Genomic DNA, 18,292 nt, shown 5'->3' with positions numbered 1-18,292 from the left:
ATAATGACCATTAGAAGAAGTTCTGTATGGTCAAGTTTTTTTAATGTATAGTTTGATTTGATATTGGGGACTTAGATATGCATGAGTTTAGGCAAGTCTTCTTGTTGGGTTTGATAGCGGGAGTCAGTATTGAAATATTTGGTGTTGCTGCCCTATCTATCTACTTTAGCGGCAATCAAACAGCTGCATATCTAACAGGAGGAGTTTGCTCTGTTGTTGTAGGCATCATGTTTCTAGCAAAAAGCGTCCCCGTGTTTATTCCAATCAAAAAGCAACCATTTACCCCAAACATTTGCCCTAATTGTGGCTCCATTCAAAATGCAAATGCAACCATCTGTGATATATGTAAACAACAGCTTGAGCAGGATTGTTAGCTGGTGCAGCTGCCTAGCTCTTACAGTATATGCTGTATAGAGTAATCTTTGTACTGGGTCAAATTGGGCAACTTAGAGGCTGATGCTCTATCCGTACTGAGCAACTCGCCAACAATCGGCCACTTGTAGAAGCCCCATAAATAAACAAACTCTTCTATGTCAAAGAGCATCTCGGCGGCGCTCTAAAGGGCAAGCTATGCTAAGTAATTTAAGCCCACTCTGCCAAATAGTTTAGCGAAAGAAGTTGAATCCGAAATATGTTGAGGTGGGCGTCTGCGGGTTATCCTGCAGGCTCTGCCCTTCCTATAACTCGCAAGCTCAAAGCCGCTGTGGAGGCTGCAAATCCCCCGAGAGGATGCAGGTGGGTTGCCCATTCATCACTTGCGCAGTTAAGAAAAAAGGGCTGGATTTCTGCTGGGAATGCAAAGAGAGCTCTTCATGTGAGAAGTGGAGAGCGCATCGCGATGCAAGCAGGGCGGCGGATTCTTTTAAGTGCTATCAAACCTTAGAAGCAGATATCAAATTTGTCCTGCAGCATGGAATTGACTGCTTTGAGGAGCAGCAGAAAGTCAGATGGCGACTACTCAATGAGATGCTATGCGAGTTTAATGAGGGGCGCTCCAAGAGCCTTTTTTGTGTTGTGGCAACGGTGTTTTCCGTTGAGGAGTTAGAGCAAATCCTCACTGCGGCGAGGGGTAACTCGAAGGGGTTGCAGATAAAAGAGAAAGCTAGGGTTATGCATTCGATCATCCAAGGGGTTGCCGATAAGAGAGGTTACTGCTTAAAGCTCAGAAAAAACACAACTACGCTTTAGGTAATTAACGAGGTTGGTTGCCTAAGACGCCGCTGGGCAGATAGTCAAAAAAGTTTGACCCCCATCGGTTTGTTAGTCAAGGTTCCTTGACGAAAACCAATTTAAAACCGCAAAATCCCCTCCAAAGCGATACCCATGAAGAGACTCGCCGCCATACTCTTAGTAGCCGCTATCCTTGTCTGCGCGGTTGCCGCTCCCAAACCCGCACATGGCAAGGTTGCGGTTGGCGTCAAAGAGGGCGACTGGATTGAATACTCCCTGAGCATGAGGGGGCCGCCTCTGGATGTGGAAAGGAACCTGACGTGGTATCGAATGGAGATTTTAAGCGTGGAGGGTGCGGTGTTGGAGGTGAACAAGACGGCGTTGTCGGTGAATGGGACGTTTTCGAGTTCGGTTTGGAGCTTTAACTTGGCTGAGGGGCTAACTTTTGGGTGGGTGATTATTCCCGCTGGTCTTGGCATGGGGGATGTGTTTTTTGATGCCTCAAAATCCGCCAACGTAACCGTCGAGGGCGAAACACAACGGACCCTGCTGGGCGTAAGCCGCACCGTGACTTATGCAAGTGACCCCGGAAGGCTCTACCGGGAATGGGATAAAGCCACAGGCGTCTACGTGTACTCCTTGGAAAACACAACAAGCTACACGGTGCAAGCAAACCTTGTTGCCACCAACCTGTGGAGCCTGCCTAGCCAAGAGCAAACCCAAACCCAGGTCTGGCTGATAGCTGCAGTTGCTGGCGTGGTGACAGCGGCGGCTATGGCTTTAGCGGTAATTCTTGCACGCAAAAAAGAAAAAGCAAACCCCTCTGCGGCAAGTGTCCACAGAAAAACCTGAATACAGCACATCCAAAAACAAAACACCGCTAAACCCCAACAGACGCATCTAGCCAGCAGCTAGGTCTCTGCAGTTGCCTAGACTATAAATAGAGGGGGGGTAGAGAGAGAAGCGCGCATCAGACATCGAGAATTTTATAAGCTCAGCGCTGCATTGCTACAGTTGCTTAGGCGGCATAGCGTTGAGTAGAAGCATCCTTGATTTAATCGGCAACACTCCGCTGGTGAAGATACAGCGTTTAAATCCCAATCCGGATGTGGAGATTTACCTGAAACTGGAGAAGGCCAATCCTGGCGGCAGCAGCAAGGACCGCATAGCCAAATACATGATTGAGCAAGCTGAGGTTTCGGGGCAGCTTTCGGCGGGTAAAACCGTGATTGAAGCCACCTCAGGCAACACGGGAATCGGCATCGCTTTGGTGTGCCGCGCCAAGGGCTATGATGCAGTCATCGTGATGCCGGAAAGCATGAGTATGGAGCGCCGCCAAATCCTCATCGCGCTCGGCGCCAAGGTGCTGCTCAGCGACGCCAAACTGGGGATGGATGGCGCAGAGGACCTTGCCCGCCAAATCGCCGCCCAGAACCCCCAGCGGTACTTTTTAACTAACCAGTTCGCTAACCAAGCCAACGTGCAAGCCCACTACGAAACCACGGCACAGGAGATTTGGCACGACACAGAGGGCAAAGTCACCCATGTCGTCGCAGGTTTAGGCACCACAGGCACGCTTATGGGCATCGCTAAACGCCTCAAAGAACAAAACCCTGCCGTGCAAGCCATTGGGGTGCAGCCGCAGACCGGCACACAGATTCAGGGACTCAAGGACCTAAGCACCCAGCATGTGCCAAAGATCTGGAATCCAGCGCTGGTAGATGAGGTTGCCAGGGTGCATCCGAAGGTAGCTGACGAAAACGCAAGGCTGCTGGCGCTGCAGGAAGGGTTGTTTGTGGGTCCAAGCTCTGGCGCAGCATTCTATGTTGCCCACGAGAAAGCCAAGACGCTTAAGCAGGGCGTAATCGTGTGTATCGCGCCTGATGGCGGCGAACGTTACCTGAGCACGACGCTGTGTGATCCGGCGCTGTGCCTTGAGTGCGTCAAGAAGCACGGCATCAAATGCAGCTACCGAGATGGCGATCCCATGCAGAAAGCCTAAGGCGCCCCAACAGCGGCTAATCATCCATGGCTTCTTCATCCTGTGTTTTTCTTACCGGGTTTGGCAATGCTCAAAACCCAGCGCCGCCGCATCCCGCAAAAGCCGCGTCAACTCCGCCTTTTCCCCACTGAAATCCGCGACGGAGGCATGCCGCACCATCTCGCTCTTCTCGGCGACGCCACGGTTTCTAAGCAGATTCGAACTTAGGCTTGCCCCCATCGCAAACTCCAAATCCACATGATCCACAAAGGCGTCAATCCAAACGAAATCCTTCTCCGCTAGCTTGTAGACGATTCTGCCTTGCTTAATCAGCTCGACGGTTTCGGGAACGGTGTCTTGGATGAGTTTGCGTAGGTTCTGCACGGTTTTTCGCTGGCGGGGTTGTAGGCTGCCTAGGACTTCCTCGAGGGTTTGATGCTTCTCTTTTGGTCGTAACATAGTAAATACTGGGGTCTGGATTTTATATTGCTGTTGACGCATAAGCGCTTGCCCCGGTTTGCTGCTGCCATGCCTCCTAAGGCGCACTTAACCCTCTCTATGCCCTTTTAGGCGCCTGAAATGCGTTTCGCCGCGTTTATGCGGGCAGCTGGCCGGAAAAAGCGGGGTATTTGGGGTTTGGTGTAGTATTGTTCTACAGGTTGTTTAGGATTATTTCCTGAGTGGAAATACTGTTTTTTAATCCATCAGGCATGTTGCGTGGCTGTATTTGTGTTGTACAGGACCTGTTTTGGGTATGCTTTGGTTATGTAAGAGGCTTTATCTACTAAAATAGCGATAAAGAAGACACAAGACTAACTGGTGAAATCGGAAATGAACGCAAAAAACCAAAAAGAAGCGCAGACAAAACTCACAAAAGGCCTGCTAGACATGATTATCCTGCAGTACCTAGAAAAAGAGGGCATGCACGGCTACCAATTAATCACAAGCATCCGCAAAGGCTACGGCATCTACTTTGGCCCCAGCACCGTTTACCCGCTGCTTGGTCAACTAGAAAAGAAGGGCTATGTGAAGAGCGCATGGAACATGACTTCTGAGAGGCCACGCAAAGTCTATCAGCTAACCGAGCAGGGAAAAGAGCTCCTCAACGCAACCCAGAACTCGCTGCTTATGATCTGCCAGAGAATCAGCCCAGAACTCACCGTCAAAACCCCACAGGCACTCATTTTAGCGTAACCCAAAAAAGGGTTCATCCCTAAATCCCTTGAACGATAGATTCCTAAGCCGCAGCAAAGTTATCGTCTAGGCGCAGCTTTTGTATGTGTGTAGCCAAAGAGCGCAGCGGCAGCCAACCAGATCCAGCCCAGAGTTTGTTTGCGAAAAAGCGCGAAGGCACCTGCTAACCCAACCTGCCAAAACCAGGCCTTTTGCAGCTCTTCCCTTTCTATCCCTCTATTGCAGAGACACAGCACAGGACTCTGTTGCTCCACCAACCTATACCCCCCTCTATTTATACCCTCAACAAACGCGGACACCCCGCCAATCCAGCAACACACCTGCCCAGCTGCAGCAAGAAAAAAAGGGCAACCGCACATAAAACAACCTCTCCACTAGGCATCTGAAACACAAACCCTCACCGGCAGACCGGCCACTGCTGCTCTCAAAGATCCCTCTCTAAAGAAAACAAGCCGTTATCTGCCAGGCTTTAAAGACACAGCGATCAGCAAAATTCGCCCATCAGAAAGTTAATGATGTTTAGTTCTCAGGATTTTTTTAGAGCCTCTTTGCCCTCCGCTACCATAAACGGCACCGAGTCAATCAGCCGGCTGGTGATCTTTAGGCATGTCTTTGGCTCCTTATTAGAATCAGCGCCGCAGCAGCAATCAGCCCCAAGGCAGCCACAACCAAAACCACAACAATGCCGCTTACTGTCCAATCCTGAAATGAAGGAGGGGGTGTCGGGGTTGGAGGCTGAGGTGTGGGGGTAGGAGGGGTTGTGGGTGTTGGTGATGGGGACGGCGTGGGCGCAACAGGGTAGTCCAGCACGGTTGCGCTGGAAGCGGGGGCGGGTACAGTTATGCTTTGCGGGTCGCTCCATGCGCTTTCAGTGCCAATGAAACCGGGTACGTCACCATTTTCTGTGCCTATCATTGCTTTTACCTCAATAAACTCTTCGTTACCAATCGACAGCCACATTTCCTTTCCCGTCACACAGCCTGGAAGGTAACTTTGGGGTCTTAAACGGAAAGAAACAACGGTTTGGTTGCCCTCAGAGGCATTAAAGTAGACTGGATGGTACATTTTGTGCCACTCTTTTTCGCTTATCATTTTGTATTGAAAAGTGTATCCCAGTAACTCGAGTAGGCGCTGTCGATTTGGGGATTTGTTATGGTTATCTCGATTGTTTTCCATTCGTAGTGCATAGCTGGCATGCCAGCGTATCCGGGCTCATCGTAGGCATGGTTGGCAGTTTTCAGGGTAAATTCCGGCACGGGTGGAATGGGAAGGGGCTCTGGAGTTGGCGTGGGTGTGGGTTCCGGGGGAAGGGACTGTTCATTAACGCTTAAAAGCCACGCCGCTGTAGCCAACAAAACGATGGCGCATATGCATAGTGGAAGAGCCAGGGCTTTATTCAATTGACATCAAACTATCGGCGATTTTTGCAGATATTAAATTTACGGAATAACAATGGGTCAAAAAACTTGTCGGAGAGACTACTGCTTTTTCAAAAGCTTAGCCAGCGCCGCTTTACCCTCGGCAAGCGTCAGGGGCACCTCGTCCACTAGACCCCGTGCCTTGAGTTCCCCAAACAGGTCCACAATCGTAGGCGGCTCCAAACCTGACGCCTCCAGCATCTTCTTATCCTGCAGCACCTCGGCGGTTTTGCCTTCGCAGAGTTTGCCGCCGTGGCTAATGACGACGATGCGGTCGGCAAGTTCAGGGATGGCTTCGGCGTCATGGGTGGAGACGATGATGGTTGTGCCGGAGCGGCTGAGCTCGTTTAGGGTATCGATTAAGCCGCGGCGACTGACCAAATCAAGGTTGGCGGTGGGTTCGTCGAGGATTAGCAGCTCGGGTTTTAGCACCAGCGCCGTTGCCAGAGAAACTTTCTTTTTCTCGCCAAAACTCAAGCGGTGCGGCGGACGATCCTTAAGATGCATGATCCCCATCTGCTCGAGCACATGAGTACTTCGGGCTTTGATGTCTCCGTCGGGCAGCTTGAGGTTTTTGGGACCGTACTCGATGTCCTCGATTACGCTGGGGGTGAAGAGTTGGTCGTCAGGGTCCTGAAAAACTATACCGATGCGGCTGCGCAGCTTTTGAAAGTTTTTGCTGGTTGTTTTTTCGCCGAAAACCGTGATTTCTCCCGCGGTAGGTGTCAGTAACCCCGCGATGAGTAGAATCAGGGTGGATTTGCCTGAGCCGTTGGGGCCCAATAGTGCCAGTCGCTGGCCCGGCTCAACCTGCAGCGAGACGCCCTTGAGTGCGGAGACGCCTGCGGGATAAGTAAATTTAACATCAACGACGGAAACGATGGGTTGAGCCATGCTGCAGCCTTCTATAGCAACGCAAGATACGCAAACGCCACTATTAATGATGCCGCAAACGCGACATCCCAAACATGCATCTTAGGTATGGCAAGCCGCGTGTCGCTGCTGACTTCAAAGCCCCGGGCTTTCATCGCCAAATACACGCGCTCGGATCGCTCATAGGTGCGGATGAAAAGCGAGGAGAGCACGGAGCCGAGGTCGCGGAGGGATTGAAGGTTAAAGGTTTTCTTATGTACGTAGGTGCGGGCTTCCTTGCCTATGAGCACGCTCTGCGCCTCGTGGAGGGACACGAAGAAGTAGCGGTAGGTTAAACTGAAAAGCTGAATGACCACAGCAGGCACTCTTAGCGAGGAAAGAAGCTTGAGAGTGCGGTCAAAGCCCATCGAGAGCACCATGGTAATCAGGGAGGCAACACAGAACCAAACGCGAACCACGAAAACCGCGAAGCTCATCAACCCCCCGGAGGTTACGGCAAGATGCCAGCCGCCGACGGTTGCTGACCACACCGCTGTGCCTTCACCCCCAAATATCCAGGGCACCGCGATGAAGGCGGAAAACAGCGTTACCATAGCAGTTCGGGAAAGCATCTGTTTTAGCGGAATCCGTGAAGCCACCGCCAAAAACAACGGGACCACACATATCAGAAGCAGAATGGAGAGATTAAAAATGCAGAGGGAAGCCACAATCATCGCGACTGTGGCAACCAGCTTTGCGAGGGGATTTATGGTTTGCAGGAGCCCTTTTTTGTTGCTTAAGTCTTCAAGATACACTAACGATTCGGCTGCTTCGATTAAGTCACGGAGGGACTGCGGAACCTTCATGCTGGCCTTCTCTATTTTTTCTTTTTCAGGAGCACAGCGGCGCCTAAGCCCACCCCGAACAGCAACAGCGTACTTGTAATCCCGAGCAGCAAAGCGCCCCATTCATTTTCCAGACCGGGTATGGTGTAGTCAGGTAGCGGCGGTTCATAGACGGGCTGTTCTTCTGCGCCGAGTTCTTCTGCTTTCACATCAAGCGTCTCCATCGCATAGGAGAAGCAGAAGACTCCCAGAATAACAAAGATTATGGCAACGGTTAAGCCGACGAGCAGGGTTTTTTTGTTTTTACTTGACATCATGTTTTATCACTCCGGAACCTCTTTTTTGCTTTTGAACATGGCGAGTTTTCCCAAGACGGGGCTATTCTCCAATACGTCGGGACGCAGCTTTAGCAGGGTAGCGACGAGGATGACGGTGACTATGCCTTCTGCAACGCCGATTACTGAATGGTTAATTGCCATGGCGGGAACGGTGATGCTTAAGCCATACTGGAAAACCGGCTGGGACAAACCTAACTCGGTGCCAGCAGAAATAGCCGCAAGCACATCTCCAAGGAACGCAGCGACGAAAACCGTCACGAACAGCGAAGTGGTAGTTTTGATTTTGAAGGCTTTGTTAGCCAAGAGGAACACCAACACGGGTACGAAGACGCCGATTACACCCATGTTTAAGACGTTGGCGCCAAGCGCGGTTAATCCGCCGTCTCCAAAGAGAAGCGCCTGCAGCACCAGAATTATCGTCATGGAGATGCAGCCTGCGAAGGGTCCAAGGATTAGGCCGATTGCTGCGCCGCCTAGCAGGTGCGCGGTGGTTCCGCCCATGATTGGGTAGTTCATCATCATGGCTGCGAAGAATAGCGCTGTTAGAAGTCCCATCATGGGGACTTGATGTTCGGTGAGTTTGATTTTTTTGAGCGATAGTAACCAGAAGAGTATGGTTATTGTAAACGCGGGGATAATTACGTATAGACTTAGGAATCCATCAGGTATGTGCATATGTTTCTCCCAACTCCAAGTAATACGAATATTTACTGCGGTGTTACCCAGTATTAAAGCCTTGCGATTTGTTGCTACCAAACCACCATACCAAACCTAAAAAACCCAAATTTTCCCCACAAACAGCCCACCAGCAAAACTAATAAACCAGTATTACGCTTACTAACAATGGTGCTACTGAGCATGAACGCTAAACCACAAACCATCAAACAACGCGAACACCAACGCATCTTCGACTCAATAGACGACGAACTAGAACTCATAACCGCCAACACCAAATACCACTATACCACATGCAAAATCAACCAAACAACCCTAAACCTAACCCTAAGCTACATCGAAGACACCAAAAAAATCCTCAACCTCCTCAAAGCCCGCATCAACATCCTCCAAGAAACCGCCATCTAAGGTTACATACGATATTTTGCAGCGCGATTCGCAATCAGCGCAGCCACCGCACCTGCCGCCACGCCGCCATCGATGTTAACCACCGCCAGCCCCAGCGAGCAAGACTGCAGCATAGCCATAAGCGTACCCACCCCGCCCGCGCCAAAGCCGTAGCTGTTGGAGGTAGGCACCGCAATCACGGGTACATCAACCAAACCAGAAACCACCGACGCCAACGCGCCCTCACGGCCCGCCACCACCACAACCACATCGCAGTCGTGGTCGATGATTTGTTTTATGGGTTCAAGCAACCTGTGGATGCCCGCCACGCCCACGTCAAAGAAGCAAAAGACGCTGCAGCCCATTTCCTGCGCGACGATTTGGGCTTCCTGCGCGATGGGGATGTCGCTGGTGCCAGCAGTCAAAATTGCGACGCGTCCCCCGTTTGTGGAGGCAACGAAGGCTTTAGTTCTAAGAACCGCCATCCGCGCTTTTTCGTTGACTTCCACAACTGCGTCTTCGGAGGCAAGGGCACGTATGGCTTGGATGTGCTCGCTGCCTGCTCGGCTCACAATTACCCTGCCGCCGGCAAGAAGCATTCTTCTGCAGATCTCAGCGACATCGGAGGCGGTTTTGCCTTCTGCCATGATCACTTCGGGGACGCCCTTGCGCAATTCGCGGTTACCATCGAGCCTTGCGATGCAGCCCAGTTCATCCACGGCTAGGAGCTTGAGTTTTTTTTCTGCTTCCGCTACCGAAATTTCCCCACAAGAAACCTTTTCTAGGATTTCACGCAGCGTCTGCATAAACAGACATACTTAAAAAAGCACTTGCAATATATCTATTATGCCTGCTTGGTTAAACATGCTTTTGTGAGGGAAAATGACTAAAAAGATTCTGATCGTGGACTGCAATGCCTCAGGAATCGCCGGAGACATGCTTTTGGGGGCGCTGCTGGATTTAGGCGCCAACGTGGAGCGGGTGATCTCCGCAATAAAAACCCTCCAAGCACCCGAGTTCGGCTACGGGCACATCGATGTAGCCATCGAGGAGGTGATGCGGGGCGAATTCCGCGCAACCCAAATCGACGTAACCTCAACCGCCACCCAAAAACGCCACGGCAGCCAACTAATCGAAGTCGTGGAGAAAGCCGCCGCAGGCATCTACATGACAGAGAAAGCCCGGCTGTTCGCCTCCAAAGTTATCCGTTCCCTGATTGAGGCAGAAGCCGACCTGCACCAAACCAGCTTTGATGAGGCGCATCTCCATGAGGTGGCGCTGGTGGATACGGCGGCGGAAATCATCGGTTGCGCGGTAGCTCTGGATGATTTGCATCTCTTCGAGGAGAACGCGGAGGTTTATTCGACTCCGCTGGCGGTGGGCGGCGGCGTAATCAAGTTTTCCCACGGCATCGTCTCGGTTCCTGCACCGGCTACACTGGCTATTTTGAAATCCAAAAGTTTCCCGTTCCACGGGGGCCCCATAGAGCAGGAACTCGCCACCCCCACGGGTGCGGCGTTGCTGGTTAATTTGGCTGCGGAGGCAGGGAGCTTTTATCCTTCGATGGCGCCGTTGAAGGTGGGTTATGGCGCGGGGACACGGGAGTTCAAGGAGTTGCCTGCGGTGCTGCGGTTGACTCTGGGCAGGTCAGTTGAGTCGGAGGCTTTAGGCGAGCAAGTTGCGGTTTTGGAAACCAACATCGACGACGTGTCAGGCGAGGTGTTAGGCTACACCATAGATAAGCTGCTTTCGGAGGGCGCAAAAGACGTCACCGTAATCCCCGCCGTCACCAAGAAGAGCCGCCCCGCCCACGTCGTCAAAGTCATCGCTGACCAAAAAGACGCGGCGCATCTCTCAGAGGTGCTCATTGCGGAAACAGGCACTTTGGGCGTGAGGGTGTACTTTTGCCAGCGCCACATCATCAATCGCGAGGTGGCTTCGGTGGATTTGACGTTGCTGGGTAACCGCGAATCCGTGCAGGTTAAAATCTCAAGAGACGCCAGGGGCAAGGTGGTTCGGGTTAAACCTGAGTTTGAGGACCTTAAGCGGCTTGCAGAGAAAACTAATCGGCCGCTGCGTGAACTCTTAGATCTTGCCACTTCTAAAGCACAGGAACTGTACCTTAAAGGGGAGGATTAGGCATGGGTGAAAACTTAAAACGTAAACTCGACGAACTTAAAGCCTACATAGCAGACAAGGGCAAAGACGGCGTAGTAATCGCTTTTTCAGGCGGCGTAGACAGCACCACGTTGGCGGCGGTTACGCATCAGGTGCTGGGCAAAAAAGCCGTCGCCGTCATCGCGCATTCCCCCACCTACACCGAGGAGGAGATGCGTAGCGCCAAACGAACCGCGCTCTCGATAGGCATAAAACTCTATGTCACCTTAACCCATGAACTGCAAAACGAGGACTTCGCCAAAAACCCCGAGAACCGCTGCTACTTCTGCAAAAGAGAACTCCTCGAAAAACTCTCAGTGTTTGCCCGCGACCACGGCTTTGGCGCGGTTTTCGACGGCACCAACTACAGTGACCTTGGCGAGCACCGACCCGGCTTTAAAGCCATCCAGGAAGCCAAGGGAGTCTATACGCCCTGGGTGTTCTGTAAATTCAGCAAAAACGAAATCCGAGCACTCGCCAAACAGATGGGCCTCAGCGTGCATGATCGACCCGCTTCGCCGTGCCTTGCCTCGCGGATTCCCTACAACGAACGCATAACCGCCGAGAAGCTGGCGCGCATCGAGAAGGCTGAGGAGGCAATTCGGCAAATCGTAAATGTACAGGAGCTGAGGGTCCGCGACCACGAAGGCTTGGCCCGAATCGAGGTGGCTGCGCTTGAGCGGAAACTGTTCTTTGACCAAGATGTGCTCGACAGGGTTGCCGCTGCCCTCAAGAAGCTGGGGTACCGGTATGTGGCGTTGGATCTGGAGGGCTACCAAAGAGGCAACATGCTAAGGGCGCTCTAGCCGCGGCTGTTTCTATTTCGCCCCTTGTTTTCGGGTAGATAATCCTGCGTGACTGTTATTGTTTAGTTGTGGTTGTGGGGGACCCCTCTTTACACAACAACTACCCTCGGACTGAGAAAAACAAAGGGTTTCTGCGTCAGGCGTTTTGGCGCATTGCAAGCTGGTTGTGGAGCCCCCACAAGCAGAACCAAAATTTATTCCACTGCCAAGACAAACGCACAAATTCCCAAGACAGCCCTCCCACTTCCATGCTGCCCAAGAAAGCCCCGGCAATAGGGGCACAGCAGCAACCCGCCCTAGCCCACGCGGCGCTTCCCCAAAAACACAACCAACAACACCAACAACACCACAACCACACAAAGCAGCACAAGGATAGCCATACCTACCCAATCCAGACCAGACAACACCGACGTGCCAACGTTAGGCTCCAGAGGCGTCTGCGTAGGAGATAGCGGCGAATCAGATGGATTCAGAGTTGCAGACGAAGGAGCGGGCGTAGACGATGCCTCAATTATTGTTAAGGTGTGGGTGGCACTCCAGCCGCTTGTTTCACCATCAAAAACCCACGGAAACTTGTCGAGTATGTTTGTTGCGCTGCCGTTCGATATCCTGTGGACATAACCTACAAGCGCTTGGACTTGAAAATCAATTTTAGAGTTCGAAGAAAACTCCCCAAAAGATATCACTGTATATTCAGAGTTTTCTTGAGCGTAATAGGGAGTAACTGTCGGATTGTAAAGGGTTACCCAGTCATCACCATAATGCCCCTTCATACGAACATTATAGAAGAAAGAAGTATTCCAGCCGTCGCTATTTGTAGAGACAAAGGGTTGATTCTTTATCACCAATTCAACGGTTCTGTTTGTAACATGGTGACCAGGATGAGTTACAGTAACTCCTGTGTAAGGGTCTATTGAGTAAGTCGTGGGTACATCATACGAATTATCTACTTGTTTTATGGTGAATTCTGGAACGGACGGCCGTGGAATAGCGGTTGCTGATCCAGCCATGGCAAAACTTGGTAGCGCCAAGCAAACGGCAAGCAGCAACACGACTAAGCCGCGCATAACAACCTCTCTATCGCAGGCAGATATATAATTTCCCAAAAAAGCCCCGCCTAAACCAGCGATGCCAAATTTAATATCTACCCTAAACAATGGAGAACTATGCCTGCGCAAAAATGCATGCTTCTGCTTCTTCTAATCGGAATTCTAGTCCTATCCTCCACAGTTGCCGCCGCATCAGCTGAGGATTGGCTGATGTTTCGCCATGACCTAAACCGCAGCGGAGATGCGGAGGGCACGGTGGGCAACGCAGCGGGGCTACGGTGGGCGGCGAACATGTCGGCGTCGGTGTTGTCTTCCCCCGCGGTTTCCGAAGGCTGCGTGGTGGTGGGCTGCAGAGATAACGTTACCTACTGCTTTAACGCATCCAGCAGCAGGATGATTTGGAGTTTTAGGATGGGTTGGGAAGTGGATTCTTCGCCCGCCATCGCCTACGGCTGCGTTTTTGTCGGCTGCGAGGACGGCTGGCTTTACTGCTTAAACTTCAGCTCTGGCTACCCGGTATGGATTTCCAAGGTCGGAGGATATGTCCATTCAAGCCCCGCAGTCGCCGATGGACGAGTCTATGTGGGCTCGATGGATTACGATTTTTTCTGCTACAACGCCGCCGACGGGGCGTTGCTCTGGAGCTTTCCGACGCGCGCTCGCATCAACGCCTCACCCGCCATCGATAACGGAACAGTCTATGTTGCCAGCCACGACGGATTTGTCTATGCCCTCAACTGCAGCAGCGGCGAAGAAATCTGGCGCAACAAAGCCTCAGCGGGCGACAGTTCCCCCTGCATAAGCGGCGGCTGCCTCTACATCGGCGGATTCAACGGCTACCTCTACTGCCTAAACGCCTCTACGGGAGAGGAAAACTGGAGGACGCTGACGGGGGACACGGTTGGTTCCTCGCCGGCGGCTGCGGACGGGCGGGTTTATGTGGGTTCAGACGACTGCAACGTCTACTGCTTCAACGCTTCTTCAGGTGAGATAATTTGGCGGTTTAAGACGGGGTTTTGGGTTTGGTCCTCCCCCGCCGTGGCTGACGGCAGAGTATATGTGGGCTCGCAGGACTACCGCATCTGGTGCCTCGACGCCGCCTCGGGCGAAGAAGTGTGGAGTTACCAGACCGGAGGCATCGTGGAGTCATCCCCCGCCGTGGCAGACAACATGCTCTACGTGGGCTCCCATGACCGCAACCTCTACGCCTTCAGCCTAAATGAAACCGCATATTCGCTGCCCCAAACCGCCCAGAACCTGCCATGGGGAACAATCGTTTTTGACGCCTTAGCCTGCTTGGTTGCCGCCATAATCGCTGTTACGGGTGCACGCTATATCCAAGCATTCCGGCAGAACCAGAGAACCCAAACGCCCAAAACACAGAGAAGCCTCAAGCGCCTCTTAACCAACCAACAACTGCTCTGCGGCCTGCTCATCTTAGCCTTCATCATTTTATTCTACCAAAACCTCAACCTGGGCCCCCTCTGGTCAGCGGACGAGAAAACCTATTCCCAGATCGCCTACAGCATGGTCAAGCGGGGCGATTACCTGGTGCCCTACACGTATGGGGAAAGCGGGTTGTGGACGGGGAAGCCGCCTCTGCTGATGTGGATGATGGCGCTGGGCTACCAGATGTTTGGCTTTAGCATTTTCGCCGCAAGGTTCTGGCTGCCACTTTTTGGCGGCTTATCGTTGGCTGCAGTGTTCTTTTTAGGCAAAAAACTCTACGGCGCCAACGCGGGGTTGCTGTCGGTTCTGGTTCTGGGGACGATGGCGACGTTTTGGGCTTTTTCAAGTCACGCCATGACTGATGTTCCCCTGCTGTTCTTTATGCTCTCAAGCCTCTACTTCATGATAGAGGCGCAGCAAAAGCAGCAAAGCAGCAGCCGCTACGCCGTGCTGGGCGGACTCTTCTTTGGGCTGGCGTTTCTAACTAAGCAGGTGGAAGCCCTGCTTATCCCAATCCTAGTCATAGCCTACTTTGTCATTAAAGGCAAAAGCGTCAGGGCCATCTTGACTAAGGAGCTTGCGGTTTTCTCGGCGTCGGCGCTGGCGGTTTTCGGTCCCTACCTGGCATATATGGGCTTCTCGTTTAGGGAGTTCTGGAGCTACTATTTTGGCTACTGCGTCTATACCCGCTCTGTTACACCCATCGAGGGACATGTGGGGGATTGGCTGTTTTACTTTAACTATCTGTCCTCAAAGGAGACTCAGCTCTGGATGCTTCTGCTTGTCCCCGCGGCGGCGCTGTGTGTTTACAAGGCACTCAGACGCTCCAAGTCGGACCTGTTGATTATTGTATGGATTGTGGTTGTGCTGGGGATTTTCACGTTAGCTCAAACCAAACTGTACTGGTACATATTACCCGCCATGCCAGCGTTTGCCCTTGCATTAGGCAGCCTCTTAGCCCAAACAGGAAACGCCGTTTGGACTCTGCTAAAGAAAACCGTGGGCTGGTATCGGGGACGCAGGTTACCGATGCGTTAGGCTATAGGCGCCAAATTTAATATCAGACGCCGCTCAATGGAGCCTCATGCGTGCATTTAAGTGGCTGCTGATGGCGTTTACAGTCGGTATCTTGGTCCAATCATGTGCAGCTGCCCCCGCTACGGCGGATAGCTGGAGATGTTCCGCCATGACGCCGCCCATAGCGGAGTTGTATCGGAGGAAAACGGAGGCGACTCGATGCGGCTTTGTTGGGCAGCGCCAACCTATGCATCGGTTATGTCCTCTCCGGCGGTTACGGACGGCTGGGTGGTGTTCGGAAGCAAAAACGGCGCCGTCTACTGCCTCAACAGTAGCAGCGGCGAAGAAAAATGGAGTTTTAAGACATGCGGCGAAGTGGATTCTTCCCCCGCAGTCGCCTATGGCTGCGTGTTTGTGGGCAGCGACGATGGCTGGCTCTACTGCCTAAACTTCACCTCGGGCTATCCGCAATGGATCTCTTGGGTCGGCGGGCTAGTGCGCTCCAGCCCCGCAGTTGATGATGACCGCGTCTTTGTGGGCAGCCGCAACCATGACCTGCTCTGCTTTAACGCCTCCGACGGCGCCCAACTCTGGACTTTCCCCACCGAGCATGCCGTGGAATCTTCGCCGGCAGTACACAACGGCGTGGTTTACTTTGCCAGCACAAGCGAATTCATCTACGCCCTAAACGGCACCAGCGGAACGGAAATCTGGCGTCACCCAGCTATAACGGAGCTCAGCTCGCCCTGTATAAGCGGCGGTTTACTCTACATCGGCTCATACAACGGTTTAGTGCACTGTATCAACGCTTCGAGTGGCGAGGGAATCTGGGTTTATCAGACGCAGGACACCGTCGGCTCTTCACCTGCGGTGGCGTATGGACGGGTTTATGTGGGCTCGCAGGACTGCAACGTCTACTGTTTTAACGCTTCCAGCGGCGAAAAGCTATGGCAGTTCACCACAGGCTATTGGGTGTGGTCTTCGCCTGCAGTGGCAAACGGGAACGTGTATGTGGGTTCGCAAGACTACAGCCTCTACTGCCTCGACGCCGCCACGGGCGCAGAGAATTGGCGCTATACAACCGGGTGCATAATCGAATCTTCACCGGCCATCGCAGACGACATGCTCTATGTGGGCTCCTCTGACTACCACCTCTACGCCTTGAGCCTAAACGCCACCGAGCCACCGCCTGCCGCCGCCACCGAATCTGCGCCGCTAGGCACAATCGTCTTTGACGCACTTGCCATCCTCATCTTCGCAGCTTCAGTTATCATTGTCGCACGTCACCTTCAAGCAGCACGGAAAAAGCGAGGGCCAAATCAGCTCCCGGCGAAACAGCCCCTTAACCTAAACTGGCTTCTATCCCAAACGGGCATCTTTTGCGCTCTGCTGATTGTAGCCTTCATGATCTTGTGGTACCTGAATTTGGGGGCGGGTCAGCTTTGGAACGCCGACGAAAAAGCCTACGCCCAAATTGCCTACAGCATGCTAAAACGCGGTGACTACCTTTACCCGTGGGCATACGGTGAACAAGCCATCTGGGCAGGCAAGCCGCCTCTGATGATGTGGTTTACCTCGCTGTCCTATCAGGCACTGGGACCCACATGCTTTGCGGCGCGGTTTTGGAGCCCCGTTTTTGGCGCTTTATCGCTGGTTGCGGTGTACTTTATCGGTAAAAAACTGTTAGGCGCCCACGTGGGATTGCTGTCCGTTCTGGTTTTGGGCTCGTTTGCGACGTTTGGAGCGTTTGCGTCGCATGCCATGACGGATATTTACCTGCTGTTCTTCATGCTGGCAAGCATGTACTGTATGCTGCTTAGCACTGAAAACCCAAGCGGCACCCGATATGCAGTGTTTGCAGGGCTGTTTTTTGGGTTAGCGCTGATGACAAAGCAGCTGGAAGCTCTGCTTATACCCCTAATATTGGTTCCCTACCTCGTCGTCTCTAAACGCAGCCTCCGATTCCTTATTACACGGCGTTTTCTGCTTTTCGCCGCCGTTGCCCTCGCAATCTTCTTGCCCTACGTTATCTACATGGGTTTGAACTTCAAGGATTTCTGGGACTGCTACTTCGGCTACGCCATTTTGCAGCGGACGATTTCGACGGTGGAGGGACACACGGGGAACCTGCTGTTCTACTTTAACTACTTAGCCCAAAACGAAAGCTTGCTCTGGATGACGCTGCTGGTCCCCGCCACGGCTCTATGCCTATTTAGGGCGGCAACTAAGCGTTCAAAACCGGATATGCTGGTTGCATGGTGGATACTTGCTGTGCTAGGCTTCTTCACTGCCGCGCAGACTAAACTTTACTGGTATATTCTACCCGCCATGCCCGCCTTCGCCTTCGCCATCGCCAGCCTCCTCCACCAAGCCCTCCACACAGCAAACCACATAGTCAGATGCAAACTGCCAAAGCAGGCTAGTTTAGGTGGCGGTGGCTAACTGCGGCGCCGCCGATTTGCATGTTGACAAGGCAAGCCATGAAGGCAGGATGCAGAAGCTCTAAATGAACCATTAATCCCTCGGCGGAGGCGAATTGTTCAAGGCAGCAAAAACAGAGAAACATCTAGACTCCAAACCCCTGGGGCTATGCGCTGTTTTCGGCGGCTATGCGGGGCTGGCGGCATTTATCGCCTGAGGCGTCTTCATGGGGCGGTAAACGATTACCGTCCATTTGTCTTCGCTGACGTGGACTTTGCAGCCGTACTGCTCCGCAACGATCTGCAGGCACTTTAGGCGCTGGGGCGTAGCCTTCATTACCAGATGCACTTGGTAGCCCTTTGACAGCGGATTCTTCTTGGTGGGCTCCATAAGCATGATGGATGTGCCGCGGATGTCCTGACATTCATCATTGATTTCCCGGATAAGATTCACCGCTTCGGTTCTATTCAACGCAAACGCCACATAGATTAGGCATAGACGGCTTTATTTTCGCTTGTTGGAAACAACCCGCG

Annotated in this window: 21 protein-coding genes; 10 read left to right on the top strand and 11 right to left on the bottom strand. The window is 52.6% G+C overall.

The features are described from left to right. The first annotated feature begins 77 nt into the window (after positions 1-77). The 4 genes from NWE93_14690 (at position 78) to NWE93_14675 (ending at position 3,172) form a co-directional block, all read left to right on the top strand. Entirely contained in the window at positions 78-374 is a 297-nt protein-coding gene (locus NWE93_14690; GenBank protein ID MCW4001477.1) for a hypothetical protein, read from the top strand. Positions 375-618: 244 nt separating this feature from the next. Then, positions 619-1,188, top strand: coding sequence for a DUF3795 domain-containing protein (locus NWE93_14685; protein MCW4001476.1), 570 nt, complete (start codon positions 619-621; stop codon positions 1,186-1,188). 135 nt (positions 1,189-1,323) lie between these two features. Beyond that, the gene (locus tag NWE93_14680) at positions 1,324-2,022 is read left to right on the top strand and encodes a hypothetical protein (GenBank protein ID MCW4001475.1); all 699 of its coding nucleotides are present in this window, start codon (positions 1,324-1,326) and stop codon (positions 2,020-2,022) included. A 181-nt stretch (positions 2,023-2,203) separates the two neighbouring features. Then, a complete protein-coding gene (locus tag NWE93_14675) occupies positions 2,204-3,172 on the top strand; it encodes a PLP-dependent cysteine synthase family protein (GenBank protein MCW4001474.1) in 969 nt (322 codons plus the stop codon). Between the two features lie 51 nt (positions 3,173-3,223). Here NWE93_14675 and NWE93_14670 read toward each other — a convergent pair whose 3' ends face one another. Beyond that, entirely contained in the window at positions 3,224-3,610 is a 387-nt protein-coding gene (locus NWE93_14670) for a DUF1801 domain-containing protein (GenBank protein ID MCW4001473.1), read from the bottom strand. A 372-nt stretch (positions 3,611-3,982) separates the two neighbouring features. Between NWE93_14670 and NWE93_14665 the strand changes: the two genes are divergently transcribed. Continuing rightward, positions 3,983-4,345: a PadR family transcriptional regulator gene (locus NWE93_14665; protein ID MCW4001472.1), complete on the top strand. Its 363-nt coding sequence runs from the start codon at positions 3,983-3,985 to the stop codon at positions 4,343-4,345. Positions 4,346-4,945: 600 nt separating this feature from the next. On the opposite strand, the gene NWE93_14660 is transcribed toward NWE93_14665, so the two are convergent. The 6 genes from NWE93_14660 to NWE93_14635 all read right to left on the bottom strand — a co-directional run bounded on the left by NWE93_14660 (position 4,946) and on the right by NWE93_14635 (position 8,473). Beyond that, positions 4,946-5,410: a hypothetical protein gene (locus NWE93_14660; protein MCW4001471.1), complete on the bottom strand. Its 465-nt coding sequence runs from the start codon at positions 5,408-5,410 to the stop codon at positions 4,946-4,948. Positions 5,411-5,433: 23 nt separating this feature from the next. After that, positions 5,434-5,745, bottom strand: coding sequence for a hypothetical protein (locus NWE93_14655; protein MCW4001470.1), 312 nt, complete (start codon positions 5,743-5,745; stop codon positions 5,434-5,436). 78 nt (positions 5,746-5,823) lie between these two features. Next, positions 5,824-6,657: an energy-coupling factor ABC transporter ATP-binding protein gene (locus tag NWE93_14650; protein ID MCW4001469.1), complete on the bottom strand. Its 834-nt coding sequence runs from the start codon at positions 6,655-6,657 to the stop codon at positions 5,824-5,826. Between the two features lie 11 nt (positions 6,658-6,668). Next, positions 6,669-7,481 carry a cobalt ECF transporter T component CbiQ gene (gene cbiQ, locus NWE93_14645; protein MCW4001468.1) on the bottom strand — a complete coding sequence of 271 codons (813 nt, stop codon included), beginning with the start codon at positions 7,479-7,481 and terminating at the stop codon, positions 6,669-6,671. 11 nt (positions 7,482-7,492) lie between these two features. Continuing rightward, the gene (locus tag NWE93_14640) at positions 7,493-7,777 is read right to left on the bottom strand and encodes a cobalamin biosynthesis protein CbiN (protein MCW4001467.1); all 285 of its coding nucleotides are present in this window, start codon (positions 7,775-7,777) and stop codon (positions 7,493-7,495) included. Between the two features lie 6 nt (positions 7,778-7,783). Then, positions 7,784-8,473, bottom strand: a complete 690-nt coding sequence (locus NWE93_14635) for an energy-coupling factor ABC transporter permease (GenBank protein ID MCW4001466.1) — start codon at positions 8,471-8,473, stop codon at positions 7,784-7,786. Positions 8,474-8,656: 183 nt separating this feature from the next. On the opposite strand from NWE93_14635, the gene NWE93_14630 reads away from it, so the two are divergent. After that, on the top strand, positions 8,657-8,881 hold the full coding sequence (locus NWE93_14630) for a hypothetical protein (GenBank protein ID MCW4001465.1): 225 nt from the start codon (positions 8,657-8,659) through the stop codon (positions 8,879-8,881). A 2-nt stretch (positions 8,882-8,883) separates the two neighbouring features. Here NWE93_14630 and larB read toward each other — a convergent pair whose 3' ends face one another. After that, a complete protein-coding gene (gene larB, locus NWE93_14625) occupies positions 8,884-9,657 on the bottom strand; it encodes a nickel pincer cofactor biosynthesis protein LarB (protein ID MCW4001464.1) in 774 nt (257 codons plus the stop codon). Between the two features lie 85 nt (positions 9,658-9,742). On the opposite strand from larB, the gene larC reads away from it, so the two are divergent. Both larC and larE read left to right on the top strand, forming a co-directional pair. Then, positions 9,743-10,999, top strand: a complete 1,257-nt coding sequence (gene larC / locus NWE93_14620; GenBank protein MCW4001463.1) for a nickel pincer cofactor biosynthesis protein LarC — start codon at positions 9,743-9,745, stop codon at positions 10,997-10,999. Between the two features lie 2 nt (positions 11,000-11,001). Further along, entirely contained in the window at positions 11,002-11,823 is an 822-nt protein-coding gene (larE, locus tag NWE93_14615) for an ATP-dependent sacrificial sulfur transferase LarE (GenBank protein MCW4001462.1), read from the top strand. A gap of 296 nt (positions 11,824-12,119) precedes the next feature. Here the strand turns inward: larE and NWE93_14610 are convergent, their stop codons facing one another. Then, entirely contained in the window at positions 12,120-12,980 is an 861-nt protein-coding gene (locus tag NWE93_14610; GenBank protein MCW4001461.1) for a hypothetical protein, read from the bottom strand. Positions 12,981-12,989: 9 nt separating this feature from the next. On the opposite strand from NWE93_14610, the gene NWE93_14605 reads away from it, so the two are divergent. Together NWE93_14605 and NWE93_14600 are read left to right on the top strand one after the other, a co-directional pair. Then, a complete protein-coding gene (locus NWE93_14605; protein MCW4001460.1) occupies positions 12,990-15,359 on the top strand; it encodes a PQQ-binding-like beta-propeller repeat protein in 2,370 nt (789 codons plus the stop codon). Positions 15,360-15,497: 138 nt separating this feature from the next. Beyond that, positions 15,498-17,780: a PQQ-binding-like beta-propeller repeat protein gene (locus NWE93_14600; protein MCW4001459.1), complete on the top strand. Its 2,283-nt coding sequence runs from the start codon at positions 15,498-15,500 to the stop codon at positions 17,778-17,780. Here the strand turns inward: NWE93_14600 and NWE93_14595 are convergent. Next, positions 17,758-17,904, bottom strand: a complete 147-nt coding sequence (locus tag NWE93_14595) for a hypothetical protein (GenBank protein ID MCW4001458.1) — start codon at positions 17,902-17,904, stop codon at positions 17,758-17,760. The genes NWE93_14600 and NWE93_14595 overlap by 23 nt on opposite strands. A gap of 41 nt (positions 17,905-17,945) precedes the next feature. Continuing rightward, positions 17,946-18,230: a hypothetical protein gene (locus NWE93_14590; GenBank protein ID MCW4001457.1), complete on the bottom strand. Its 285-nt coding sequence runs from the start codon at positions 18,228-18,230 to the stop codon at positions 17,946-17,948. Between the last annotated feature and the right edge of the window lie 62 nt (positions 18,231-18,292).

This window comes from Candidatus Bathyarchaeota archaeon, assembly GCA_026014735.1.
GTDB lineage: Archaea > Thermoproteota > Bathyarchaeia > Bathyarchaeales > Bathycorpusculaceae > Bathycorpusculum.
Note: the sequence above shows the minus strand (reverse complement) of the source record. Positions and strands in the feature narration are given on the sequence as shown.